General features: G+C 59.0%; 23 protein-coding genes. 10 read left to right on the top strand and 13 right to left on the bottom strand.

The annotated features are described in order from the left end of the window. Nucleotides 1-441: 441 nt before the first annotated feature. Complete coding sequence (gene tyrS, locus KGA96_RS00005) at nucleotides 442-1,641, bottom strand: tyrosine--tRNA ligase (RefSeq protein WP_046039529.1); 1,200 nt, start codon at nucleotides 1,639-1,641, stop codon at nucleotides 442-444. Between the two features lie 211 nt (nucleotides 1,642-1,852). On the opposite strand from tyrS, the gene KGA96_RS00010 reads away from it, so the two are divergent. Continuing rightward, nucleotides 1,853-3,271 carry a peptidoglycan DD-metalloendopeptidase family protein gene (locus KGA96_RS00010; protein WP_046039527.1) on the top strand — a complete coding sequence of 473 codons (1,419 nt, stop codon included), beginning with the start codon at nucleotides 1,853-1,855 and terminating at the stop codon, nucleotides 3,269-3,271. 3 nt (nucleotides 3,272-3,274) lie between these two features. Beyond that, on the top strand, nucleotides 3,275-4,366 hold the full coding sequence (locus KGA96_RS00015; protein ID WP_046039525.1) for an anhydro-N-acetylmuramic acid kinase: 1,092 nt from the start codon (nucleotides 3,275-3,277) through the stop codon (nucleotides 4,364-4,366). A gap of 68 nt (nucleotides 4,367-4,434) precedes the next feature. Here the strand turns inward: KGA96_RS00015 and erpA are convergent, their stop codons facing one another. Then, on the bottom strand, nucleotides 4,435-4,785 hold the full coding sequence (gene erpA, locus KGA96_RS00020) for an iron-sulfur cluster insertion protein ErpA (RefSeq protein ID WP_007906865.1): 351 nt from the start codon (nucleotides 4,783-4,785) through the stop codon (nucleotides 4,435-4,437). Nucleotides 4,786-4,939: 154 nt separating this feature from the next. Next, nucleotides 4,940-5,974, bottom strand: coding sequence for an N-acetyl-gamma-glutamyl-phosphate reductase (gene argC / locus KGA96_RS00025; protein WP_046039523.1), 1,035 nt, complete (start codon nucleotides 5,972-5,974; stop codon nucleotides 4,940-4,942). 294 nt (nucleotides 5,975-6,268) lie between these two features. Between argC and hemJ the strand changes: the two genes are divergently transcribed. The 6 genes from hemJ (at nucleotide 6,269) to coq7 (ending at nucleotide 10,824) form a co-directional block, all read left to right on the top strand. Then, nucleotides 6,269-6,697 carry a protoporphyrinogen oxidase HemJ gene (gene hemJ / locus KGA96_RS00030; protein WP_046039521.1) on the top strand — a complete coding sequence of 143 codons (429 nt, stop codon included), beginning with the start codon at nucleotides 6,269-6,271 and terminating at the stop codon, nucleotides 6,695-6,697. 33 nt (nucleotides 6,698-6,730) lie between these two features. After that, entirely contained in the window at nucleotides 6,731-7,699 is a 969-nt protein-coding gene (locus KGA96_RS00035) for an NAD(P)H-dependent flavin oxidoreductase (protein ID WP_223465350.1), read from the top strand. A gap of 93 nt (nucleotides 7,700-7,792) precedes the next feature. Beyond that, complete coding sequence (locus KGA96_RS00040) at nucleotides 7,793-8,758, top strand: DUF805 domain-containing protein (protein WP_046039516.1); 966 nt, start codon at nucleotides 7,793-7,795, stop codon at nucleotides 8,756-8,758. A 61-nt stretch (nucleotides 8,759-8,819) separates the two neighbouring features. Further along, the gene (locus KGA96_RS00045) at nucleotides 8,820-9,608 is read left to right on the top strand and encodes an SDR family NAD(P)-dependent oxidoreductase (RefSeq protein WP_032829767.1); all 789 of its coding nucleotides are present in this window, start codon (nucleotides 8,820-8,822) and stop codon (nucleotides 9,606-9,608) included. Between the two features lie 80 nt (nucleotides 9,609-9,688). Next, the gene (locus tag KGA96_RS00050) at nucleotides 9,689-10,027 is read left to right on the top strand and encodes a histidine triad nucleotide-binding protein (RefSeq protein WP_046039514.1); all 339 of its coding nucleotides are present in this window, start codon (nucleotides 9,689-9,691) and stop codon (nucleotides 10,025-10,027) included. Between the two features lie 149 nt (nucleotides 10,028-10,176). Further along, nucleotides 10,177-10,824: a 2-polyprenyl-3-methyl-6-methoxy-1,4-benzoquinone monooxygenase gene (gene coq7 / locus KGA96_RS00055; RefSeq protein ID WP_008051652.1), complete on the top strand. Its 648-nt coding sequence runs from the start codon at nucleotides 10,177-10,179 to the stop codon at nucleotides 10,822-10,824. A 117-nt stretch (nucleotides 10,825-10,941) separates the two neighbouring features. Here the strand turns inward: coq7 and speD are convergent, their stop codons facing one another. Both speD and KGA96_RS00065 read right to left on the bottom strand, forming a co-directional pair. Beyond that, nucleotides 10,942-11,733 (bottom strand): adenosylmethionine decarboxylase, encoded by a 792-nt coding sequence (gene speD, locus KGA96_RS00060; RefSeq protein WP_007986012.1) that lies wholly within the window; start codon nucleotides 11,731-11,733, stop codon nucleotides 10,942-10,944. A 239-nt stretch (nucleotides 11,734-11,972) separates the two neighbouring features. Further along, entirely contained in the window at nucleotides 11,973-12,395 is a 423-nt protein-coding gene (locus KGA96_RS00065) for an OsmC family protein (protein ID WP_007941657.1), read from the bottom strand. Nucleotides 12,396-12,623: 228 nt separating this feature from the next. Here KGA96_RS00065 and crp point away from each other — a divergent pair, with 228 nt between their 5' ends. Continuing rightward, complete coding sequence (gene crp / locus KGA96_RS00070) at nucleotides 12,624-13,268, top strand: cAMP-activated global transcriptional regulator CRP (RefSeq protein WP_046039511.1); 645 nt, start codon at nucleotides 12,624-12,626, stop codon at nucleotides 13,266-13,268. Between the two features lie 10 nt (nucleotides 13,269-13,278). On the opposite strand, the gene KGA96_RS00075 is transcribed toward crp, so the two are convergent. The 4 genes from KGA96_RS00075 to KGA96_RS00090 all read right to left on the bottom strand — a co-directional run bounded on the left by KGA96_RS00075 (nucleotide 13,279) and on the right by KGA96_RS00090 (nucleotide 16,565). Continuing rightward, complete coding sequence (locus KGA96_RS00075) at nucleotides 13,279-13,980, bottom strand: biotin/lipoate A/B protein ligase family protein (RefSeq protein ID WP_046039510.1); 702 nt, start codon at nucleotides 13,978-13,980, stop codon at nucleotides 13,279-13,281. A 99-nt stretch (nucleotides 13,981-14,079) separates the two neighbouring features. Then, nucleotides 14,080-14,916: an indole-3-glycerol phosphate synthase TrpC gene (gene trpC / locus KGA96_RS00080; RefSeq protein WP_223465342.1), complete on the bottom strand. Its 837-nt coding sequence runs from the start codon at nucleotides 14,914-14,916 to the stop codon at nucleotides 14,080-14,082. Next, on the bottom strand, nucleotides 14,913-15,962 hold the full coding sequence (gene trpD / locus KGA96_RS00085; protein ID WP_046039507.1) for an anthranilate phosphoribosyltransferase: 1,050 nt from the start codon (nucleotides 15,960-15,962) through the stop codon (nucleotides 14,913-14,915). Before trpD ends, trpC begins: the two co-directional genes overlap by 4 nt. 9 nt (nucleotides 15,963-15,971) lie before the next feature. Then, nucleotides 15,972-16,565 (bottom strand): aminodeoxychorismate/anthranilate synthase component II, encoded by a 594-nt coding sequence (locus KGA96_RS00090; protein ID WP_007906885.1) that lies wholly within the window; start codon nucleotides 16,563-16,565, stop codon nucleotides 15,972-15,974. A 408-nt stretch (nucleotides 16,566-16,973) separates the two neighbouring features. On the opposite strand from KGA96_RS00090, the gene estP reads away from it, so the two are divergent. Continuing rightward, nucleotides 16,974-18,884 (top strand): esterase EstP, encoded by a 1,911-nt coding sequence (gene estP, locus KGA96_RS00095; RefSeq protein ID WP_046039504.1) that lies wholly within the window; start codon nucleotides 16,974-16,976, stop codon nucleotides 18,882-18,884. Between the two features lie 75 nt (nucleotides 18,885-18,959). Here the strand turns inward: estP and trpE are convergent, their stop codons facing one another. The 4 genes from trpE to KGA96_RS00115 all read right to left on the bottom strand — a co-directional run bounded on the left by trpE (nucleotide 18,960) and on the right by KGA96_RS00115 (nucleotide 23,264). Continuing rightward, nucleotides 18,960-20,441, bottom strand: coding sequence for an anthranilate synthase component I (gene trpE / locus KGA96_RS00100; protein WP_046039503.1), 1,482 nt, complete (start codon nucleotides 20,439-20,441; stop codon nucleotides 18,960-18,962). A 69-nt stretch (nucleotides 20,442-20,510) separates the two neighbouring features. After that, nucleotides 20,511-21,329, bottom strand: a complete 819-nt coding sequence (locus tag KGA96_RS00105) for a phosphoglycolate phosphatase (protein ID WP_046039502.1) — start codon at nucleotides 21,327-21,329, stop codon at nucleotides 20,511-20,513. Next, nucleotides 21,326-22,000, bottom strand: a complete 675-nt coding sequence (gene rpe, locus KGA96_RS00110) for a ribulose-phosphate 3-epimerase (RefSeq protein ID WP_046039500.1) — start codon at nucleotides 21,998-22,000, stop codon at nucleotides 21,326-21,328. The genes KGA96_RS00105 and rpe overlap by 4 nt, the downstream gene beginning before the upstream one ends. 115 nt (nucleotides 22,001-22,115) lie before the next feature. Continuing rightward, on the bottom strand, nucleotides 22,116-23,264 hold the full coding sequence (locus tag KGA96_RS00115) for an iron-containing alcohol dehydrogenase (RefSeq protein ID WP_223511194.1): 1,149 nt from the start codon (nucleotides 23,262-23,264) through the stop codon (nucleotides 22,116-22,118). Nucleotides 23,265-23,305: the final 41 nt, after the last annotated feature.

Here is a 23,305-nt window from a genome sequence, read left to right on the forward strand (position 1 = left end):
TTCTCGCGGAGTAACTTGTGATGCTGATAATCTGTTGACTAGCAGTCTGACTCCACAAGCACCCACACGAATTGCTTGATTCAGTTGTTAAAGAGCGGTTGGTTAAGATCTTTCGTCTCAACCGAGGCGCGCATTCTACAGCAGCCTCATTTGCTGTCAAGTGATTATTTTCAGAAGTTTTCAAAGTTTCGCTTGGAAATCTTTAACAACTTCAACCACTTGCGCTTCAGATCTCTCGTCAGCGGGAGGCGAATTCTACAGCGTTACACGCTGCTGTCAACACCTCTTCTTCAACTCCCTTTCGGCTTCGATGAACTGAAGCAACCCGCTGTCGAAAACTGCGTAACTCTTTGTTTACCAAGGAGTTTTCCGTTTCGACTGCGCCGGAAGTGGGGCGAATTATAGGCCTCCAGAATCTGCCGTCAACCCCTTATTTCAGCTTTATTCGGATTTGAGCGTAATACGCGCAAATGCCTTCTTCCCGGCCTGGCAAACATGGGTCGCGCCCAGTGCATACATAAAGGTGCGATCAACAACCTCACCATCTATACGCACACCACCAGAACCCAGGAGATCTCGCGCCACCGCCGAGTTCTTGACCAGGCCAGCCTTATTAAGGACAGCAGCAATCGGCATATCCTCGGCAGCAGTCAATTCGATTTCCGGCAGATCATCCGGCAGCTCGCCATCCTTCATACGGTTACCGGCAGCACGGTGAGCATTGGCAGCAGCTTCCTCACCATGGAAGCGCGCGACGATCTCTTCAGCCAGCTTGATCTTGATGTCACGCGGATTGGCACCCGCCTCTACATCTGCGCGGAACCCATTGATCTCTTCCATGGAGCGGAAGCTGAGCAACTCGAAGTAACGCCACATCAGCACATCCGGAATGGAAACCAGCTTGCCATACATCACACCCGGCGCTTCCTGGATACCGACGTAGTTGCCCAAGGACTTGGACATCTTCTTCACGCCATCCAGACCCTCAAGCAGCGGCATGGTCAAAATGCACTGGGCTTCCTGACCATAACCACGCTGCAGCTCACGCCCCATCAGCAAGTTGAACTTCTGATCAGTGCCGCCGAGCTCGACGTCCGCGCGCAGAGCTACCGAGTCATAACCCTGAACCAGCGGATAAAGAAACTCATGAATGGCGATTGGCTGATTGGTCGTGTAGCGCTTGTCGAAGTCATCGCGCTCGAGCATGCGAGCCACGGTGTACTGCGAAGTCAGGCGAATGAAGTCGGCCGGCCCCATCTGATCCATCCAGGTGGAGTTGAAAGCCACTTCGGTTTTTGCCGGATCGAGAATCTTGAACACCTGAGTCTTGTAGGTCTCGGCATTCTCAAGGACTTGCTCGCGAGTGAGCGGCGGGCGCGTGGCACTCTTGCCGCTCGGATCACCGATCATCCCGGTGAAGTCACCTATAAGGAAGATCACCTGATGCCCCAGCTCCTGGAACTGACGCAGCTTATTAATAAGCACGGTGTGACCCAAGTGCAGGTCCGGAGCCGTTGGATCGAAGCCCGCCTTAATACGTAGCGGTTGGCCACGCTTGAGCTTTTCAATCAGCTCGGACTCGACCAACAGTTCTTCCGCACCACGTTTGATCAGCGCTAGCTGCTCTTCAACCGACTTCATAACAGACCCGCAAGGCTCAGATTCAAAGGGAACCAACCATACAAGATCGCGCGTCAAATACAAGGTTTGCCCGGCGCACGGACGCCAATCCGCAGACAGAGCGCCTGCGGACTTGCTTCAGAGATGATTTGGTTATATTTTATACAGTTATTTCATCTTCATCATGTCATTCATCTTTTCCAATTCATCTTTTTCAAAGTCAAAACCACTTATGACCACAGAATCGTCTAAAGCGCCGCCGCTTTACCCGAAGACCCACTTGCTTGCCGCAAGTGGCATCGCCGCCCTTCTCAGCCTGGCGCTCCTGGTATTCCCTTCCAGCGATGTCGAAGCCAAAAAGACAACCCTGAGTCTTGAACTGGAAAGCCCCGCTGAACAACTGACACAAGATCAAGACGCTGCTGAGGCCGTTCAAGCCACAAATGAACCAGCAACCTCCCCCTTCGCGCAGATCGACAACAGCGCCGAAGACACCCAGGAAACAGCTCAAGCCGAGCCTGCGCCGGTCGCCGAAGAAAAGAAGCCGGCAAGCCACAGGGAAGTGATCGTCACCAAGGGTGACACCCTCTCTACACTGTTCGAGAAGGTCGGCCTCCCAGCAACCTCAGTGCATGACGTGCTGGCCAGCGACAAGCAGGCCAAGCAGTTCAGCCAACTCAAGCATGGGCAAAAACTCGAATTCGAACTGAGTCCTGACGGCCAGTTGAGCAACCTGCACAGCAAACTCAACGACCTCGAAAGCATCAGCCTGACCAAGAACGACAAGGGCTACACCTTCAACCGCATTACCGCGAAACCGACCGTGCGCTCCGCCTATGTACATGGTGTGATCAACAGCTCGCTGTCGCAGTCCGCAGCCCGGGCCGGCCTGTCTCACAGCCTGACCATGGACATGGCCAGTGTGTTTGGCTACGACGTGGACTTCGCCCAGGATATTCGCCAGGGCGACGAGTTCGACGTGATCTACGAGCAAAAGGTGGTCAACGGCAAGGCCGTCGGCACTGGCCCGATCCTGTCGGCGCGCTTCACCAACCGCGGCAAGACCTACACCGCCGTGCGCTACACCAACAAACAAGGCAACAGCAGCTACTACACCGCTGACGGCAACAGCATGCGCAAGGCGTTCATCCGCACACCGGTGGACTTCGCTCGCATCAGCTCGAAATTTTCCATGGGCCGCAAACACCCGATCCTGAACAAGATCCGCGCCCACAAAGGCGTCGACTACGCAGCACCGCGCGGCACTCCAATCAAGGCAGCCGGTGATGGCAAGGTCTTGCTGGCCGGTCGCCGTGGTGGCTACGGCAATACAGTGGTCCTCCAGCACGGCAATACCTACACCACGCTCTACGGCCACATGCAAGGCTTCGCCAAAGGCGTGAAGACTGGCGGCACTGTGAAACAGGGCCAAGTGATTGGCTATATCGGCACCACCGGTCTCTCCACCGGTCCGCACCTGCACTACGAGTTCCAGGTCAATGGTGTACACGTCGACCCGCTGGGCCAGAAACTGCCAATGGCTGATCCGATTGCCAAGGCCGAACGCGCACGCTTCCTCGCCCAAAGCCAGCCACTGATGGCGCGCATGGAACAGGAAAAAGCCACTCTGCTGGCTTCGAGCAAGCGCTAAGCCATGGCGCTCTATATAGGTGTGATGTCCGGAACCAGCCTTGATGGCCTGGACATCGCACTGATCGAGCAAGCTCCGGCGATCAGACTGATCGCCTCCCACTACATCCCGATGCCCGATACCCTGCGCGCTGAGCTGCTCGGCTTGTGCGCCAGCGGCCCGGACGAAATCGCCCGCTCCGCCATCGCCCAGCAAAACTGGGTGAAGCTGGCAGCCCAAGGGATTCATGCCCTTCTCGCTCAGCAGCAACTGAAGACTGACGACATTCGTGCGATTGGCAGTCATGGCCAGACCATCCGCCACGAACCGGCACGCGGTTTCACCGTGCAGATTGGCAACCCGGCCCTGCTGACCGAGCTGACCGGCATCACCGTGGTCAGCGACTTCCGCAGCCGCGACGTTGCTGCCGGCGGACAAGGCGCACCGCTGGTTCCCGCCTTTCATGAAGCCTTGTTTGAAGAGCGGGCTGGAAATCGCGCAGTACTGAACGTTGGCGGCTTCAGCAATCTCAGCCTTATCCAGCCCGGCAAGCCGGTCGCCGGTTTCGACTGTGGCCCGGGCAATGTGCTGCTGGACGCCTGGATTCACCAGCAACGCGGCGACCACTTTGACCGTGACGGCCAATGGGCTGCCAGCGGCAATGTAGAACCGGTGCTGTTGAATGCACTGCTCAGTGATCCGTTCTTTGTGACCAAAGGCCCGAAGAGTACCGGCCGGGAAGTGTTCAACCTGCCATGGCTGACACGACATCTGGCACAACTGCCAGCCTTCGCCGCCAAAGATGTTCAGGCGACGCTGCTTGAGCTGACCGCGCTGACCATCATCGAGTCACTGCAAAGCGCCCAGGCAGACACGCAGGAGCTGCTGGTCTGCGGCGGCGGCGCCCACAACACGGCCTTGATGATTCGCTTGGCCAGCCTGCTGCCAAACGCCAGCGTCAGCAGCACTGCCACCTACGGCGTGGACCCCGACTGGGTTGAAGCCATGGCCTTCGCGTGGCTGGCTCATTGCTGCCTCGAAGGCATCGCAGCCAACCGTCCAAGCGTCACCGGTGCCCGCGGCTTGCGCGTACTCGGCGCCATCTACCCCGCATAAATCCTCCACACAGCAAAACGCCGCAAGACCCTGAGGCCGTGCGGCGTTCTGTGAAACAGGTGCGCTGATCAGATCGAGAACGAAGAACCGCAGCCACAGGTGGTGGTTGCATTCGGGTTCTTGATGACGAAACGCGAACCTTCCAGACCTTCCTGGTAGTCCACCTCGGCACCTGCCAGGTACTGGAAGCTCATCGGATCGACAACCAGACTCACACCTTCGCGCTCGACGATGGTGTCGTCATCGGCCACTTCTTCATCGAAGGTGAAGCCGTACTGAAAACCTGAACAACCGCCGCCCGTAACGAATACGCGCAGCTTCAAGCGATCATTCCCCTCTTCATCGACCAGGCTCTTCACCTTGTGCGCGGCACCGTGGGTGAATTGCAAAGCCGTGGGGGTGAAGGATTCGACGCTCATGCTGACTATCTCCCGGCGTTACGCCGTCATATTGCGTGATGACGCGCATTATCCGCTTCTCCTAGAAAAGCGGTCAACTATTCTAGGAGCAGCGACAAGCTTCAAGCTGTGAGCTTCAAGCTTGCCGCTTACAACTTGAAGCTTGTAGCTCCTCTCAAGGCAGCATGCCGGCGTGGGACAGGCCCAGACGCTCATCCAGCCCGAACAGAATGTTCATGTTCTGCACGGCCTGACCCGAAGCGCCTTTGACCAGATTGTCGATCACCGACAACACGACCACCAGATCACCATCCTGAGGGCGATGCACAGCGATACGGCAGACGTTGGCACCCCGTACGCTACGAGTCTCCGGATGGCTGCCGGCCGGCATCACATCGACGAACGGCTCGTTGGCATAACGCTTTTCAAACAACGCCTGCAGATCCACCGAGCGATCAACAACGGTTGCGTAGAGCGTGGAGTGAATGCCACGAATCATCGGCGTCAGGTGTGGAACGAAGGTCAGGCCGACGTCCTTGCCTGCTGCACGACGAAGCCCCTGGCGAATCTCCGGCAGGTGACGGTGACCTTTGACCGCATAGGCCTTCATGCTTTCCGACGTTTCGGAGTACAGCGAGCCTACGGAAGCACCACGACCGGCACCGCTGACGCCGGACTTGCAGTCAGCAATCAGATGCGCAACATCGGCCAGGCCGGCTTCGAGCAATGGCAGAAAGCCCAATTGCGTTGCAGTTGGGTAGCAACCCGGCACCGCAATCAGGCGCGCTTTCTTGATCTGCTCGCGATTGACTTCCGGCAAGCCGTAGACCGCCTCGTCCAGCAACTCCGGTGCACCGTGCGGTTGGCCGTACCACTTGGCCCATTCATCCGCGTCTTGCAGACGGAAGTCGGCCGACAGGTCGATGACCTTGGTCCCGGCCGCCAGCAGTTCGCCCGCCAAGGCATGGGCAACACCGTGCGGTGTGGCGAAGAACACCACATCGCAGGCACCCAGGGTCTTGATGTCCGGAACGCTGAACGCCAGGCCGTCGTAATGGCCTCGCAGGTTCGGGTACATGTCGGCGACGGCCAGGCCAGCCTCGGATCGGGAAGTGATGACAACCACCTCAGCTTGCGGATGTTGCGCCAACAGACGCAGCAGTTCGACACCTGTGTAACCCGTGCCGCCGACGATACCGACCTTGACCATAAACCTGCCCTCAACGAACCCACTGGAAAGCCGTCGATAATAGGGGCCGTGCGCCCCTGCGACAACCGTCAAGGTGACGTGCGGACGCTCACGAGTCCCGTCTCGGGCATACGTTCAAGTTTTGGCGAGTGGATTTTGTTGCCAGACAAGGCGCCGCGACGAGTCATAGCCCGCTATGGCGAGGAGCGGCAACGCAGTATGGCGACAAAAGACACCGTCAAAATTGAACAGTTATGTCCGAGATGGGACTCTTTCTCTACTATTCAGGCTACCGTGAACCTGGAATAACCAAAAATGCTCTATCTGTGGCTCAAAGCGTTTCATATCGTCAGCGTCGTGTGCTGGTTTGCCGGCCTGTTCTATTTGCCGCGCCTGTTCGTTTATCACGCACAAAGTGAAGACACGATCAGCAAGGAACGCTTCAGCGTCATGGAGCGCAAGCTGTACCGGGGCATCATGGGCCCGGCGATGATCGCCACGCTGATCTTCGGTGGCTGGCTCATCTACCTCAATCCAGGCATCTTCAGCCAAGGTGGCTGGATACACGCCAAACTGACCTTGGTCGTGTTGCTGATCGGCTACCACCACATGTGCGGCGCCCAGGTAAAACGTTTTGCCCGTGGCGAGAACACCCGCAGCCATGTCTTTTATCGCTGGTTCAATGAAGTGCCGGTTCTGATATTGCTGGCTATCGTAATTCTGGTCGTCGTTCGGCCGTTCTAAATCCAACAGGCACCACTCACCGGGGTACTTCCAATGTCGCTGCCCGCTCTGCTCGAACAACGTTTACGTCTGCCCGTGGTGGCGGCGCCGATGTTCCTGATATCCAATCCGCAATTGGTACTCGCCTGTTGTCGCCAGGGCGTGGTCGGCAGCTTCCCGGCGCTGAACCAGCGTGAAAGCAGCGGCTTCAAGGCCTGGCTGGAAGAAATCGAAGCCGGGCTGGCGACAATGGAAAATCCCGCGCCTTATGCCGTGAACCTGATCGTCCATAACAGCAATCCACGTTTACAGGCGGATCTGGAGATCTGCGTCGAACACAAAGTGCCGATCGTGATTACCAGCCTCGGCGCCGTGAAAGAACTGGTCGACGCGGTGCACAGCTACGGCGGCCTGGTGTTCCATGATGTAACGACACGCCGTCATGCCGAGAAAGCGGCCGAAGCCGGCGTGGATGGATTGATAGCCGTGGCTGCTGGCGCCGGTGGACATGCTGGGACCTGGAGCCCGTTCTCGCTGATTGCCGAGATCCGCCAGTTCTTCGACAAGACCCTGTTGCTGGCCGGCTGCTTGAACCACGGCCACGAAATTCTTGCCGCTCAATTGCTCGGCGCGGATTTGGCCTACTTTGGTACACGATTTATCGGCACGACCGAAAGTCACGCGCCCGACGCCTACAAAGAAATGCTGCTGACATCCAAAGCGGCAGACATCATCCATACTCCAGCCGTGTCAGGTGTCCCCGCGAGCTTCATGCGCAAGAGCCTGGAGGCCGCCGGTTTCGACATGGCCGCCTTGCAAGGCAAGGGCGAGATCAACTTCGGTTCCAAGCTCAAACCCGTCAGCGATGAGGCCAAAGCCTGGAAGACCGTTTGGTCTGCCGGCCAGGGCGTGGGAGAAATCGAAGACTTGCCGAGTGTCGAGCAGTTGATTACGCGTCTCGACGCGGAGTACCGCCAGGCCCTGGAGCATGCCGCCCGGCTGCCAAAACGCTGGCCGCGCTGACAGCAAATCTTGGCCAGTCTTGCCCGGCTGGCCCTACACTCACCCAGGCACAAGCTTCTTCTTTCAACCTCTCGCGACAAGGATGCCTCGCACATGGGCGAAAATCGTTTCAAGATCGTATTCGAAGGCGCCTTGCTGCCCGGTGTCGACATCACCACGGCAAAGCTCAATCTTGCCGATTTGTTTAAAAGCGATGTCACAGCCATCGAGCGCTTGTTCGCCGGGCGTCCGGTAGCGCTCAAACGCAACCTGTCGCAAGCCGATGCCCAGACCTATCTCCAGGCACTGAGCAAAACCGGTATCGACGCCCGCATCGAAGCTGAAACGCCGATCGAACTGAACCTCGCCGACGTTCATGACCATGCTCCGGCCAGCAGCCAGGAGCCTTTGGCAGATCCACAGTCCCCTTACGCGCCGCCTCGCGCGCCCGTCGGCGAAGCCGTAGCCGAATTCGCAACGCTCAAGCCATTCAGTTTCGATGGCCGTATCGGCCGTTTGCGCTACCTCGCCTGGACGCTGGTGCTGTCAACTGTGCTCCTGGTCGTTTGCGGGGTGTTTGCCTTGGTCGCCCTGGCTATCATCGGCGCGGATTCGACCGCCGGCCTGATATTGGGCAGCTTGCTGGCCTTGATCCTGTTCGTCGGATTTGCCTTCGTCAGCATCCAGATCACCGTTCAACGCTTGCACGATGTCGGCTGGTCCGGCTGGCTGTGGTTGCTGAACCTGGTGCCGTTCGTTGGCAGTTTCTTTCCGTTCGTGATCATGGTCGTACCGGGCAACGACACTGCCAACCGCTACGGCCCACCGCCTCCGCCGAACAGTACCGCGGTCAAGGTATTGTCTTCGCTGTGGCTGATCGTTATCGCGCTGATTCTGTTCGGCACGCTGGCCGGTGGTCTCACGGCGATACGGGAAGAATACAAAAGCGCCGCCCAGAGCAGCTACGAAAGCAGTTCGGTCACCACCGATGAAATCGACGTCGAGGTCGAACCGGTGCCAAATTCCACCGACGATGCAGCCGAAGAGGCCCAGCCCCCTGTAGACTCTGCGAAAGAATGAACAGCGCTCCTGGCCCGTGACACCTGCGTCGCGGCGCGGAGCTGTTGCGATGGAGAACTGCATGACCCGTTACGCTCTGATCACTGGTGCCTCCAGCGGCATCGGCCTGGCAATGGCCGAAGCGCTGGCCCGGCGCGGCCGCAGCCTGATTCTGGTGGCCCGACAACGTGATCAGCTGGAAAGTATTGCGATTGAACTGACCCAAAGGTTCGGCGTGGAAGTGCTGTTCCGTGCCTGTGACCTGGGCGAACCGCTGCGCCTGTCCGGATTCCTGCTGGAGCTGGAAGAAGGCGACCGGCAGATCGATCTGCTGGTCAATTGCGCCGGTATCGGTACATGCGGCCCGTTTCTGGCCCAGGACTGGATGACCGAGCAGGACCTGATCGAAGTGAACATTCTCGCCCTCACCCGCCTGTGCCACGCCATCGGCAACAGCATGGCCCTGCAAGGCGGCGGGCAGATTCTGAATGTGGCCTCGGTAGCGGCGTTTCAACCCGGGCCGTGGATGAGTACTTATTACGCCAGCAAGGCGTATGTACTGCACTTTTCCGAAGGATTGCGCGTCGAGCTGAAAAAATGTGCGATCAAGGTTTCGGTGCTCTGCCCCGGGCCGACCCGAACGGCGTTTTTCCGTACCGCGCAACTCGACAGCGAAAAACTGACCAACAGCAAACTGCTGATGAGCCCCGAGGAAGTGGCGCTCTACACCGTGCGCGCACTGGAAAAGAATAAAGCGATCATCATTCCCGGGCGGCGCAACCGCTGGTTCGCCTTCCTGCCGCGGCTCGGCTCGCGCTGGCTGACTCGCACGATCGCCGGCATGGTCAACAAGGCCTACTGCCCGCGCTGATCCAACCCAAGGTAAAAAGCTGGGCGCTGGCATACGCCATGAGTACACTCAGGCCAGCCCAAACAACGGAGAAAACAGCTGTGGATACTCTGTTCACCAAGATCATCAACCGGGAAATCCCGGCGAAGATCATTTACGAGGACGACCAGGTACTGGCCTTCCACGACATTGCCCCACAGGCACCGGTACATTTCCTGGTGGTCCCGAAGAAACCGGTTCGCACCTTGAACGACCTGACCGAGGACGACAAGACATTGGCCGGGCACATACTGTTCACCGCCCAGCGCCTGGCACTGGAACTGGGCTGTGAAAAAGGTTTCCGCGTCGTCATGAACTGCAATGAAGAAGGCGGGCAAACCGTCTACCACATTCATATGCACGTGCTGGGTCAGCGCCAGATGCACTGGCCGCCGGGCTGATTGCGCCAAACCCTGTGGAAGCGGCGCACAGCCGCTTCCACAAAAGGCATCACAACACTGTCACAGCCTCTGCATCACAATGACCCAGCGCAAACCTTCCCCGGCCGATTGGGTTAAACTGGCCGCCGAAATTCCCCTCGGAGGTCAGCATGACTACCCAACGTCACTACTCGCCGATTGACCGCCTTCTGCTGCAAGCCGATGCCGCGATGCGCACCCTGCTGCCCTTCAGCGGCCAGCCGTACCGTCCGTCGCCCGCCATCGTGCAGCCGGATGCGAAAATGAGCGACGAAGACACGCGCCACGTTGCCGGCCTGATGCGCATCAACCATACCGGCGAAGTCTGCGCCCAAGCGCTGTACCAAGGACAGGCGCTGACCGCCAAACTGCCGCAAGTGCGTGCCGCGATGGAACATGCCGCCGAAGAAGAAATCGATCACCTGGTCTGGTGCGAACAACGCATTCATCAACTGGGTAGCCACACCAGCATCCTCAATCCGCTGTTCTATGGCATGTCGTTCGGGATCGGCGCAGTGGCCGGCCTGATCAGCGACAAAGTCAGCCTCGGTTTCGTTGCGGCGACGGAAGACCAGGTGTGCAAACACCTGAACGAACATCTGGAGCAATTGCCGGCCGAGGATGAAAAATCCCGGGCGATTCTTGAGCAGATGCGCATCGATGAAGAACAGCATGCCGAAAGTGCGCTGGATGCTGGCGGGTTCCGCTTTCCGGCACCGGTGAAGTTCGGGATGAGCCTGATGGCCAAGGTGATGACCAAGAGTACTTATCGGATCTGATGGTTGCTTTGTCGGTCCGGGCCTCTTCGCGAGCAGGCTCGCTCCCACAGGGTTCGGTGATAACAATAAAAAAGGCGACTGCCGTGATGGAGTCGCCTTTTTTTGTGTTCGAGAATCTTACGCCATATTGCGCGCGTAGAAGATTTCGAGCATTTCGTGTTTCACCCGCTCGGTCACCTGGGCGCGTTGCTCAGAGGACAGGTTGCTGGTGGCGTCGCCGAACAGGTAGTTATCCAGTTCGAAGTTCTTCAGCAGCATCTTGGTGTGGAACAGGTTTTCCTGGTACACGTTCACGTCGGTCATCTGGTACGCGTCGTAAGTGTCGTCGGAGAGGTAGTTCTGGATCGAATTGATCTCGTGGTCGATGAAGTGCTTTTTGCCTTCAACGTCACGGGTGAAGCCGCGCACACGGTAATCCACGGTCACGATGTCCGAATCGAACTGGTGAATCAGGAAGTTGAGCGCTTTAAGCGGTGAAATGACCCCGCAAGTCGACACATCGATGTCCACACGGAAGGTTGCAATACCACTGACCGGATGGATTTCCGGATAGGTGTGCACCGTGATGTGGCTCTTGTCGAGGTGGGCCAGAATGATTTCGGGCAGCGGGCCCGGAGACTCTTCGATCTGACTGTCGGTCGGGGTTACCGGCTCTTCCGAGATCAGGATCGTGACGCTGGCGCCCTGCGGCTCATAGTCCTGACTGGCAATGTTCAGGATGTTGGCACCAATGATATCGACAACTTCCGTGAGGATCTGCGTCAGGCGTTTCGCGTTGTACTCTTTATTGATGTACTCGACGTAAGCCTGCTGGTCTTGCGGGGTTTCCGCGTAGCAGATGTCATAGATGTTGAAGCTCAAGGTCTTTGTCAGGTTATTGAACCCGTGGAGCTTGAGTTTGCTTTTCACCGTTAAAAACTCTCTATGTGTTTGCGGCCCGGCCGCGTGATCAAGCATGCCCGTCAAATGCGAACAACGCACCTGCGTAGGACGGTTAACACCTCTTCGCGATGGCGATTTTGGTTGTCTGTTCGGGAGCGCGGCCTGTCGGCTGACGGGCCACTACCCTGAAAAAAGTGGCGCATTATGCAGACGTCAGCTTGGGATCGCCAGAGTCTGCACAGCTTTTATGATAGTTGAATGTCGATTCAACCGAGCTCGATGATCTCGTAGTCGTGGGTAATTGCCACACCAGCCGCGCCGAGCATGATCGAGGCCGAGCAATACTTCTCGGCAGACAGCTCGATGGCGCGTTTGACCTGGGCCTCTTTCAGCCCGCGGCCCTTGACCACAAAGTGCATGTGGATCTTGGTGAACACCTTTGGATCTTCGGTCGCACGCTCGGCTTCGAGGAAGGCTTCACAGCTTTCGACCGCCTGGCGGGACTTCTTGAGGATGCTGACCACATCGAAATTGCTGCAACCGCCGACACCCAGCAGCAGCATTTCCATCGGCCGGACACCCAGGTTACGTCCGCCGGCATCGGGCGGACCGTCCATGACCACGACATGACCGCTACCGGATTCGCCGAGGAACATGGCTTCGCCAGCCCATTGGATGCGTGCCTTCATCGCCAAGACTCCACTGTATAAAAAAGGGTCGCCAGCTTAGCACAGGCCCCGTGATTGACAGCGCCCGGCGTCCTAGGACATATCCCACTGCCTTGTAGGTAAATGCTCGAATATTGCTGGAAGTGTCTGTTAAGCTGACGCCAATTCTATGGCGCATAGCCAGCTTTACTCCAGCATTCACTTTTTATAAAAACCAAACATACCGTGCAGTTTTTTCGGGATACAACCATGGTTGCTATTGCCCCCAACTCCAAGATCAAGAACCTCGACAAGCTGTTGATGCATTGCCAGCGCCGCCGTTATCAGGCCAAGAGCAACATCATTTGTGCCGGCGACCGCTCGGAAACGCTGTTCTTCATCATCAAAGGCTCAGTCACCATCCTGATCGAAGATGACGACGGCCGGGAAATGATCATTTCCTACCTGAACGCCGGGGACTTTTTCGGCGAGTTGGGCCTGTTTGAGCAAGCCGGCCTGGAGCAGGAGCGCAGCGCTTGGGTGCGGGCCAAGGTTGAATGCGAAGTCGCGGAAATCAGCTACGCGAAATTCCGCGAGTTGTCCCAGCAGGATCCGGACATTCTTTACGTCCTCAGCGGACAAATCGCACAACGCCTGCGCAACACCACGCGCAAGGTCGGTGACCTGGCATTCTTTGATGTAACCGGCCGAGTCGCCCGCTGTCTGCTGGAGCTGTGCAAACAGCCAGACGCCATGACGCACCCCGATGGCATGCAAATCAAGGTGACCCGTCAGGAAATCGGGCGGATTGTCGGTTGTTCGCGGGAGATGGTCGGTCGCGTGCTCAAGGATCTGGAGGAGCGCAACCTGGTGGACGTCAAAGGCAAGACCATGGTGGTCTTCGGTACGCGATAAGCTCGAAAACCTAGCCGCTGAACATCTGCGCCAGCATCAACCGGTAGAGTTCGTCGAGGCGCGCCAGGGCATCGTGCGCCGCGAACTTCTCATGTAACGCGATGTGGCTTTCGGCGCGTACTCGTTGCTCCAGACCGCAGGCCTCGTTGAAACGATTGACTGCGGCGACCATCGACTCTCGGTCATTGTCCATCAGCATCGCACCGTGCACCAACCCCACCGGTCGCTGACCACCTTGGCTCTGGCGCCAGCGTTGCGCGGTGCCGACCATCTTGCGTCCATCAAGGTTGACGTTGAAGCGGCCATCGCAGAACGCGCCGTCGATTTCGCCAAGGGACGACGAACCACCCAATTCATCCAGCAACTGGCAGATGGGATCGCACAGGCGCCGGTAACCGGTTTCGATGCGGTTCAAATCACCTTCGCTGCGTGGTGGTGCGTAAACCAGGGCGATGTTGATCGTTGTGGCCGATTGTGGAACCGGCTCGCCGCCGGTATCGCGCAGCAGCACTGGCCAACCTGCCGCCGCCGACACTTCACATGCAGCCTCGAAACCCGGCAAGCGATTCAAACGGCGCGGCATGACCAGCGCCCGATCGCTCGGCTGCCAGAACAGCAGGCCGAACTCCGCGTCGCCGGCACAGACCGAGGCCAACAGATCCTGCTCGGCTTGCAGGCCGGCTTCGATGGTGAGGGAGGTTGGCAGCGACATGGAAGGCTCCGACAGACCAGAGGTCTTCAGGGGATTTGCGGGCCTCTTCGCGGGCAAGCCCGCTCCCACAGTGGAAGCGGATTGCCTGTGAAGATGTATTCAGTCGAGGGTCGAGCCGCTGACGGGAATACCGCGCTCAGGGAAGAACAGACGCTGCAACTCGGTACCCGGGCTTTCGGCGCGCATGAATGCTTCGCCGACCAGGAACGCGTAGACGTCGCTGATTTCCATCAGTTCGACATCGGCGCGGTTGAGAATGCCGCTCTCGGTGATGACCAGACGATCGCGTGGAATGCGCGGTAACAGGTCGAGGGTGGTTTCCAGGCTGACATCGAAAGTGTGCAGATTGCGGTTGTTCACACCAACCAGCGGAGTATCGAGGGTTTTCAAGGCCCGCTCCAGCTCATCGCCATCATGGACTTCCACCAACACGTCGAGGTTGACGCTTTTGGCCACGGCTGCCAGTTCGGCCATTTTCACGTCATCCAGTGCGGAAACGATCAACAGCACGCAATCGGCGCCCAGGGCCCGGGCTTCGACGATCTGGTACGGATCGATCATGAAGTCCTTGCGGATCACCGGCAACTTGCATGCCGCACGGGCCTGCTCCAGGTAGGCGTCAGCGCCCTGGAAATAATCGATATCGGTGAGTACCGACAGGCAGGTCGCGCCGCCCTTCTCGTAGCTTCTGGCGATATCGGCGGGAACGAAGTTCTCACGGATCACGCCTTTGCTCGGCGAGGCTTTCTTGATTTCAGCAATGACTGCCGGCTGCTTCAACTTGGCCTGAGCCAGCAAGGCCTTGGCAAAACCACGGGGTGCATCGGCCGCCTTGGCCAGGTTTTCCAGCTCGGCGAGGCTGACGCGAGCGCTACGCTCGGCGACTTCCTCGACCTTGCGCGCCAGAATCTTTTCCAGAACCGTCGGTACACTCATCCCTCATTCTCCACTTTGAATACCGCGGTAAATGCACCCAGTTCCTCAAGCTTTTCTCGAGCGAGGCCGGTGTGCAACGCATCGTGCGCCAAGGCAACGCCTTCTTTCAGGCTGCTGGCATGGTCGGCCGCGTACAGTGCGGCACCGGCATTGAGCACGATCATCTCGGCCGCTTTTTGACCGTTTTCGGTCTTGCGCTTGCCCAGGGCATCGCGAATCAGTTCCAGGGAAGCCGCCGGGCTTTCCACGGCCAGGCCATGCAGGCTCTGGCTCTTCATGCCCAGGTCTTCCGGCTCGACCCAATACTCGGTGATCTGGTCGTTTTTCAGCTCTGCCACGAAGGTCGGTGCTGCCAGGCTGAACTCATCCAGGCCATCCTTCGAATGCACCACCAGCACATGCTTGCTGCCCAGACGCTGCAACACTTCCGCCAGCGGCCGGCACAAGGCCTGGGTAAATACGCCTACCACCTGATGTTTCACACCGGCCGGATTCGTAAGCGGGCCGAGCATGTTGAACAAGGTACGCAAGCCCAGATCCCGGCGCGGGCCGGCGGCGTATTTCATCGCAGAGTGATGGGTCTGGGCAAACATGAAACCGATACCAACGTTGTCGATGCAGCGTGCCACCTGAACCGGCGTCAGGTTCAGGTAGATACCGGCCGCCTCCAGCAGATCGGCACTGCCGCTCTTGCCCGAGACTGCACGGTTGCCGTGCTTGGCCACGGTGCAGCCAGCAGCGGCAACCACGAACGCAGAAGCGGTCGACACGTTGAAGATATTGGCGCCGTCGCCGCCGGTGCCCACCACATCGACCACACCGTCGAGGGTCTTGAGCTCGACCTTGTCCGCCAGTTCGCGCATCACCGACACCGCACCGACGATTTCGTCGATGCTTTCGCTCTTCATGCGCATGGCCATCATGAACGCGCCAATCTGCGCGTCCGAGCATTGCCCGGTCATGATCTCGCGCATGACATCGCGCATTTCATCGGTGCTGAGGTCGAGGTGATCGACGATACGGCTCAGGGCTGTCTTGATATTCATGAAAAGTCCTTAGCGCGTGCCGCCGGTTTGTTTGAGGAAGTTGGCGAACAGTTCGTGGCCCTGTTCGGTGAGGATCGACTCAGGGTGGAACTGCACGCCTTCGATGTTCAGAGTCTTGTGGCGCAGGCCCATGATCTCGTCGACCGAGCCGTCTTCGAGTTGGGTCCAGGCGGTCAGCTCCAGGCAATCTGGCAGGGTTTCGCGCTTGACGATCAATGAATGATAGCGCGTGACCGTCAGCGGACGATTCAGGCCTTCGAAGACACCCTTGTCCTCGTGAAATACCGGGCTAGTCTTACCGTGCATCACTTGGCGGGCGCGCACAACATCACCGCCAAAGGCTTGGCCGATGGACTGGTGGCCGAGGCAGACACCTAGAATCGGCAGTTTGCCAGCGAAATGCTTGATCGCTTCAATCGAGATGCCGGCCTCGGTCGGGGTGCAAGGACCGGGGGATACAACAATGCGCTCAGGGTTGAGGGCTTCGATTTCAGCGATGGTCAGTTCATCGTTGCGCACGACCTTGACTTGGGAGCCGAGCTCGCCCAGGTATTGCACAACGTTGTAGGTAAAGGAGTCGTAGTTATCGATCATCAGCAACATGGCGTATAGAACCTCTTGAATTCACTGACTTTGAAGATGGCCTTCGAATGATTTACCCGCAGAGTGCTGCGCTTTGTCAGGTGCCGGAGTAGCGCCAGCAAAGCGGCATTTCAAACAGGTAAATAAGGCAAAGCGGTACAGGTCCGGCGAAGCCGGCAAAAGAATTCAGGCGCGCCAACGCCAGCGGGCGTGTGCCTTGATGACTTGATCCAGGAGTTTACTGATGATCAACACGGGGAAGGTCTCGTTCGTACGTCCCGGCACAGTAACTTAGCTGGGCAGAGCGCGCAATATCGCCGGGGGCACTGCCCGCGAAACTATCAAAGGCTTCGCGACAGATGGCAAAAGGCCGGAAGTTTTTGGTACTGTCGTTTCGTTCACTAAAACAATAAATAAACGGACTTGCTCATGATCAAACAGTCGTTGTTTGTACCGCTCGCAGGATGCTTGCTCGCGATGGCATGCGCCCAGGCGAACGCCGCACCTAATCCTTATACAAGTTTCATTGTCTTCGGGGACAGCCTTAACGACGCTGGGACCTTTGCCGACACGGGCGGGCCTGCCGGGGCGACACAGCGCTTCACCAACCGGACGGGGCCGGTGTACCTGGATGGCAGCGGCGAAGTCCGCTCTCTCAACTCCACACAGATCCTGGGTGGGAAACTGGGGTTTTCACCGGACCAAACGGCATCCTCTGCTTCAGCCGTTCGCGCCAACGAAGGCCTGCCTGATGGTAACAACTGGGCTGTAGGCGGCTACCGTACCGACCAGATTCTTGATTCGATTACCAGCACCTCCGCCACTGGCGAGCGCACCCGGGCCGGCTATCTTCCATCCAATAACTTCCGTGCCGACCCGAATGCACTGTATTACCTGTCGGGTGGCGGTAATGACTTCCTGCAAGGTCGCGTGACCAGCCTGCCCCAGGCCAGTGCCGCCGCCGACCGCCTGGCCGACAGCGTGCAGACGCTGCAAACCGCCGGCGCCAAATACGTCATGGTCTGGTTGCTGCCCGATATCGGCTTTACCCCGGCGTTCAACGGCACCCCGCTGCAAGCGTTCACGTCCCAACTCAGCGCCCAGTTCAACACTGAACTGGTAAGCCGACTGCAAAACATCAATGCCGAAGTCATCCCGCTCAACATTCCGGTACTGCTCAAAGAGACGTTCGCCAACCCGGCACAGTTTGGCCTGGCCACCGACCAGAACCTCATCACCACCTGCTTCAGCGGCAACGGTTGCACCGAGAACGCCCGCTACGGCATCAACAGCGCGACGCCGGACCCGACCAAGCTGATCTACAACGACTCGGTGCACCCCACCGAAGCCGGGCAGCGCCTGATTGCCGATTACGCCTACTCCCTGCTGGCGGCGCCATGGGAGCTGACCTTGCTGCCGGAAATGGCCCAGGGCACCGTGCGCGCGCATCAGGATGAATTGCGCAACCAGTGGCTGGCCGATTGGGAAAACTGGCAAGGCGTCGGCCAATGGCGAGCCATTGTTTCCGGCGGCGGACAGCATCAGGACTTTGACGGTCAGGACAGCGTGGCAAGCGCCGACGGCAACGGCGCCAACCTGAACATCGGTGGCAGCTATCGTCTCGATGACGCCTGGCGTGTTGGTCTGGTGGCCGGTTTCTACAACCAGAAACTCGAGGCCGGCAACAACGACTCCGACTACAAGCTCAACACTTACCTGGGCACGGCTTTCGCCCAGTACCAGCAAAATCGTGTGTGGGCTGATGCGGCGTTGACGGCCGGGCATCTGGATTACGACAGCCTCAAGCGTAAATTCCAGCTGGGCGCCAACGAACGCGGCGAAAAAGGTGATACAAGCGGCTACGTCGAAGCCTTCAGCGCACGCGTGGGTTACGACATTGCGCAACAAGCCAGCAGCCCCTGGCACCTGTCGCCGTTTGTCAGCGCCGACTTCTCCAAGGTGCAAGTCGATGGTTACTCGGAGGACGGCAACAACTCCACGGCGCTGACCTTCGCCGATCAGGAGCGTATTTCCCGGCGCCTGGGCGCTGGCCTGCAGGGCAAATACCAGATCACCCCACAAACCCAGGTTTTCGGCGAAGCGGCAATCGAGCGCGAGTACAACGACGATACCCAGGACGTGGACATCAACCTCAATACCCTGCCAAACAACCAGTTCACGCTGGAAGGCTACACCCCGCAAAGTCACTTGCAACGAGTGAACCTGGGTGTGAGCCACAACCTCACCAAGGACCTGGCACTGCGCGCCAGCTACAACATCCGCAAGGACGATGACTTCACCCAACAGGGCATCAACGTAGGTGTTGCGCTGGACTTCTGATGTGCAGCCAATAAAAAACGCGGCGCCCTCACAGGCGCCGCGTTTTTTTATGGTGGTGAGGTCTTTGTGGTGAACTCAGTTTTCCGTGGTCTGTTCAGCCAGGGCAACGGCGCGGAACATCGCGCGGCGCTTGTTCAGGGTTTCTTCCCATTCCAGCGCCGGCACCGAGTCGGCAACGATGCCACCACCGGCCTGCACATGCAGCTCGCCGTTCTTGATCACCGCCGTGCGGATCGCAATGGCGGTGTCCATGTTGCCGTTCCAGGCGAAGTAACCGACTGCACCGCCGTAGACGCCACGCTTGACCGGCTCCAGTTCGTCGATGATTTCCATCGCGCGGATCTTCGGCGCGCCGGACAAGGTGCCCGCCGGCAGAATCGCCCGCAGTGCATCCATCGCCGTCAGCCCTGCTTTCAGTTGCCCGGTGACGTTGGACACAATGTGCATCACGTTGGAGTAACGCTCGATCACCATCTTCTCGGTGAGCTTCACCGAGCCGATTTCCGAAACGCGACCGGTGTCGTTGCGGCCGAGGTCGATCAGCATCAAGTGTTCGGCGATTTCCTTGTCGTCCGACAGCAGGTCTTTTTCCAGCGCCAGGTCAGCCTCTTCGTTGGCGCCCCGCGGACGGGTACCGGCAATCGGGCGCACGGTGATCAGGTTGTCCTCCACCCGCACCAGTACTTCCGGCGAACTGCCGACGACGTGGAAGTCGCCGAAGTTGAAGAAGTACATGTAAGGCGTCGGGTTGAAGCAGCGCAGCGCGCGATACAGATCGATGGGGGCTGCCTTGAAGTCGATCGACATGCGCTGGGACGGCACGACCTGCATGCAGTCACCGGCCAGGATGTATTCCTTGATGGTGTCGACGGCTTTTTCGTAATCGTCCTGGGTGAAGCTGGAGCGGAATACCGGGTCAGCCGATTGCTGCTTGCTGAAGTCCAGGCCACGGCGTGGAGTGATCGGCTGACGGAGTTTTTCCAGCAGCTCTTCCAGGCGCGCGCGACCTTGCTCAAAGGCGTCTTCCTGCGCTGGGTCGGCCAGTACGATGGCGTGCATCTTGCCGGCCAGGTTATCGAACACCACCACGGCGTCCGACACCATCAGCAGAATGTCCGGTACGCCCAGCGGGTCCGGGTTCGGGCATTTGCCCAAGCGCTTCTCGACATAACGCACGCAGTCATAGCCGAAGTAACCCACCAGGCCGCCGTTGAAACGCGGCAGGCCGGCAATGGTCGGCACGTTGTAGCGCGCCTTGAAGGCCTCGACGAAGGCCAGCGGGTCTTCCACGTCGTGGCTTTCGGTTTCGACGCCATCGACGGTCACGCTGACGTGATGATCGTGAACCCGCATCACGGTGCGGCACGGCAGGCCGATGATCGAGTAACGGCCCCACTTCTCGCCCCCCTGTACGGACTCCAGCAAGTAGGAATTGGGCTCGTCGGCCAGCTTCAGGTAGATCGACAACGGCGTGTCGAAATCGGCCAGGGTTTCGCAGGCAAGCGGGATGCGGTTGTAGCCGGCAGCGGCCAAACGCAGGAATTCTTCGCGGATCATGAGGTGCCTCGTGGCTTGAGGGTCGAACAGTCAGGTATGCAAACGCGCCGGAAACCGGCCAGGATCAAGTCAGGCGCGCCAACGCCAGCGGGCCAGGGCCTTGATGACTTTCATCCAGAGTTTGCGAGTGACCACCACAATGGCGTTTCCAGAAGGGGGTTTGACAGCGTCGGCCAACGTTATCTCAGCGGCCGGATCCAGGCAACCGGGAATTAGTTTGCGCAGATCGTCGATCACCAGTGCCGGAGATTCTTCCGCGATCGGCCGACCGTGGTTATAGCCGTAGCTCAGGGCCACGCACTTGACCCCCGCCGCTTTCGCCGCCAGCACATCGCTGCGCGAATCGCCGACAAACAACGACTGCGAAGCCGGAATGTTGGCCATTTTCATCACGAAAAACAGCGCGGCCGGATCGGGCTTTTTCTGTGGCAGGGTGTCGCCGCCGATGATCCAGCGGAAATAACGGCCGATTTTCATCTGATCCAGCAGCGGCGCGACGAAACGCTCCGGCTTGTTGGTGATCAGCGCCATCTCGACGCCCTGCTTTTGCAGCCATTTGAGGGTGTCGCGTACGCCGGGGTAAACCACGGTCAACTCATGGCTCTCGCCATAAGCCTGCATGAAATGCTCCAGCGCCCGTTCGGCCTCGTGGTCATCGACCGCCGAATGATCGATAGCGCCAGCCAGCGCACGGCGCACCAGCACCGGCGCGCCGTTGCCGACCCATTCGCGTACCGCGTCCAGGCCCGCGGGCTTACGACCGAGTTTGAGCAGCATCTTGTCCACAGCCACTGCCAGGTCCGGGACCGAGTCGATCAAGGTACCGTCCAGATCGAACATCACCAGCCGCGGCAGTTGCCCCGGGAACAACTGCTCAAATCCACTCATGGGCGAGCCAGCGCCAGTTCGGAACGCATCTTGTCGATGACTTCCTGATAGTTCGGCGCATTGAAGATGGCCGAGCCGGCGACGAAGGTGTCAGCGCCAGCCGCAGCGATTTCGCGAATGTTGTTCACGTTCACGCCACCGTCGATTTCCAGGCGAATGTCACGGCCCGACGCATCGATCAGCGCCCGCACTTCACGCAGCTTGTCGAGGGTGCCGGGGATGAACTTCTGCCCGCCGAAGCCCGGGTTGACGCTCATCAACAGGATCATGTCGACCTTGTCCATGACGTGCTTGAGCACATCCAGCGGGGTCGCCGGATTGAACACCAGGCCCGACTTGCAGCCGCCGTCGCGGATCAGTTGCAGGGAGCGGTCGACGTGTTGGGAGGCTTCCGGGTGGAAGGTGATGTAGGTCGCGCCGGCTTCGATGAAGTCGCCGACGATACGGTCCACCGGGCTGACCATCAGGTGCGCGTCGATCGGCGCGGTCACGCCGTACTTGCGCAGCGCCGAGCAGACCATCGGGCCGATGGTCAGGTTGGGCACGTAGTGATTGTCCATGACATCGAAGTGCACGAAGTCGGCGCCGGCGGCCAGGACGTTGTCCACTTCTTCACCCAGGCGGGCGAAGTCGGCGGAGAGAATCGACGGAGCAATTACGAAGGGCTGCATGACGCACCTTTTCTGAGCAGAATCACGATGGCGCGCATTGTATACCTCATGCTTTGACGCGCGCACCGTGAGCGCGATGATTGGACCTTGCCATCATCCATCGACGGCAAGGCCCCTAGTACGCCGCGCGATAGATCTTTTCGATATCGACGGCACTCAACTTACGAGGATTGTTGCGCATCAAGCGCTCGATCCCCGCCGCTTCCACGGCCATGGACGGGATGGCGTCCTCGGGTACACCGAAACTGCGCAGCCCCTGGGGAATTTCCACCGCGGCACACAGTTCGGTCATGGTTTGCACGGCTTTGTCGGCCGCTTCGTTGATGCTCAAGTGAGCGGTCTTCACGCCCATGGCCTCGGCGATATCCTGCATGCGTTCGATGCAGGCCATCTTGTTCCAGGTCATGACATGGGGCAGTAGCAAGGCATTGCTGACGCCATGGGCAATGTTGAAACGCCCGCCCAGCGGATACGCCAGCGCATGCACCGCGCCAACCCCGGCATTGCCGAACGCCATGCCGGCCATCAGGCTGGCAGTGGCCATATCCTCCCGGGCTTGCAGGTTCGACGGATTGGCGTAGGCCTTGGGCAACGCCTTGGCGATCAACTTGATGGCGCCGATGGCCAGGGCATCGGTAATCGGCGAGGCGTTGACCGACAGATAGGATTCGATGGCATGCACCAGCGCATCGACGCCGCTGGCCGCCGTGACGCTGCGCGGACAGGTCAGGGTCATTTGCGGACTGACCAGCGCCACATCCGGCAACAGGTAGTCGCTGACAATGCCCTTCTTCAGTTGCGCGACCTTGTCGGAAAGGATGGCGACGTTGGTCACTTCCGAGCCGGTGCCGGCGGTAGTCGGGATGGCGATCAACGGCGGGCCTTTGCGCGGGACCTGATCGATACCGAACAGATCCTCCAGCGCACCGTGGTACCCGGCGTAGGCCGCCACGCTCTTGGCAATGTCGATGGCACTGCCGCCGCCGAGGCCGATCAAGCCGTCATGCCCACCGTCACGATAGGCCTGCATGCAATCTTCAACGATGGCGATTTCCGGATCCGGCAACACCCGGTCGAAAATCTCGTAACTGCGTTCGCCCAGCTGCGCCAGTGCCAGTTCAACCGTGCCGGACTTGACCAGGGCGGCATCAGTGACGATCAGCGGGTTGTCGATATCCAGGCGTGTCAGCTCGGCGGCCAACTGCTCGATGGCACCTGCGCCGGTGATCAGTTTGTGAGCGATTTTGAAAGAGGAAAGACTCATGTGCGCAGCCTCTTATAGGTAGGGGAGCTGGGCACAATAGT

It is taken from the genome of Pseudomonas sp. GL-R-26 (assembly GCF_019947365.1).
Taxonomy (GTDB): domain Bacteria; phylum Pseudomonadota; class Gammaproteobacteria; order Pseudomonadales; family Pseudomonadaceae; genus Aquipseudomonas.

What these genes read in the sequence shown, in the direction of transcription:
- trpC (WP_223465342.1), bottom strand. Translation starts at nt 14,916, where the DNA reads ATGAGTGTACCGACGGTTCTGGAAAAGATTCTGGCGCGCAAGGTCGAG.
- KGA96_RS00090 (WP_007906885.1), bottom strand. Translation starts at nt 16,565, where the DNA reads ATGTTGCTGATGATCGATAACTACGACTCCTTTACCTACAACGTTGTG.
- KGA96_RS00015 (WP_046039525.1), top strand. Translation starts at nt 3,275, where the DNA reads ATGGCGCTCTATATAGGTGTGATGTCCGGAACCAGCCTTGATGGCCTG.
- erpA (WP_007906865.1), bottom strand. Translation starts at nt 4,785, where the DNA reads ATGAGCGTCGAATCCTTCACCCCCACGGCTTTGCAATTCACCCACGGT.
- hemJ (WP_046039521.1), top strand. Translation starts at nt 6,269, where the DNA reads ATGCTCTATCTGTGGCTCAAAGCGTTTCATATCGTCAGCGTCGTGTGC.
- KGA96_RS00010 (WP_046039527.1), top strand. Translation starts at nt 1,853, where the DNA reads ATGACCACAGAATCGTCTAAAGCGCCGCCGCTTTACCCGAAGACCCAC.
- crp (WP_046039511.1), top strand. Translation starts at nt 12,624, where the DNA reads ATGGTTGCTATTGCCCCCAACTCCAAGATCAAGAACCTCGACAAGCTG.
- estP (WP_046039504.1), top strand. Translation starts at nt 16,974, where the DNA reads ATGATCAAACAGTCGTTGTTTGTACCGCTCGCAGGATGCTTGCTCGCG.
- KGA96_RS00105 (WP_046039502.1), bottom strand. Translation starts at nt 21,329, where the DNA reads ATGAGTGGATTTGAGCAGTTGTTCCCGGGGCAACTGCCGCGGCTGGTG.
- KGA96_RS00065 (WP_007941657.1), bottom strand. Translation starts at nt 12,395, where the DNA reads ATGAAGGCACGCATCCAATGGGCTGGCGAAGCCATGTTCCTCGGCGAA.
- argC (WP_046039523.1), bottom strand. Translation starts at nt 5,974, where the DNA reads ATGGTCAAGGTCGGTATCGTCGGCGGCACGGGTTACACAGGTGTCGAA.
- trpE (WP_046039503.1), bottom strand. Translation starts at nt 20,441, where the DNA reads ATGATCCGCGAAGAATTCCTGCGTTTGGCCGCTGCCGGCTACAACCGC.
- KGA96_RS00040 (WP_046039516.1), top strand. Translation starts at nt 7,793, where the DNA reads ATGGGCGAAAATCGTTTCAAGATCGTATTCGAAGGCGCCTTGCTGCCC.
- coq7 (WP_008051652.1), top strand. Translation starts at nt 10,177, where the DNA reads ATGACTACCCAACGTCACTACTCGCCGATTGACCGCCTTCTGCTGCAA.
- rpe (WP_046039500.1), bottom strand. Translation starts at nt 22,000, where the DNA reads ATGCAGCCCTTCGTAATTGCTCCGTCGATTCTCTCCGCCGACTTCGCC.
- trpD (WP_046039507.1), bottom strand. Translation starts at nt 15,962, where the DNA reads ATGAATATCAAGACAGCCCTGAGCCGTATCGTCGATCACCTCGACCTC.
- KGA96_RS00045 (WP_032829767.1), top strand. Translation starts at nt 8,820, where the DNA reads ATGACCCGTTACGCTCTGATCACTGGTGCCTCCAGCGGCATCGGCCTG.
- KGA96_RS00075 (WP_046039510.1), bottom strand. Translation starts at nt 13,980, where the DNA reads ATGTCGCTGCCAACCTCCCTCACCATCGAAGCCGGCCTGCAAGCCGAG.
- KGA96_RS00115 (WP_223511194.1), bottom strand. Translation starts at nt 23,264, where the DNA reads ATGAGTCTTTCCTCTTTCAAAATCGCTCACAAACTGATCACCGGCGCA.
- KGA96_RS00035 (WP_223465350.1), top strand. Translation starts at nt 6,731, where the DNA reads ATGTCGCTGCCCGCTCTGCTCGAACAACGTTTACGTCTGCCCGTGGTG.
- tyrS (WP_046039529.1), bottom strand. Translation starts at nt 1,641, where the DNA reads ATGAAGTCGGTTGAAGAGCAGCTAGCGCTGATCAAACGTGGTGCGGAA.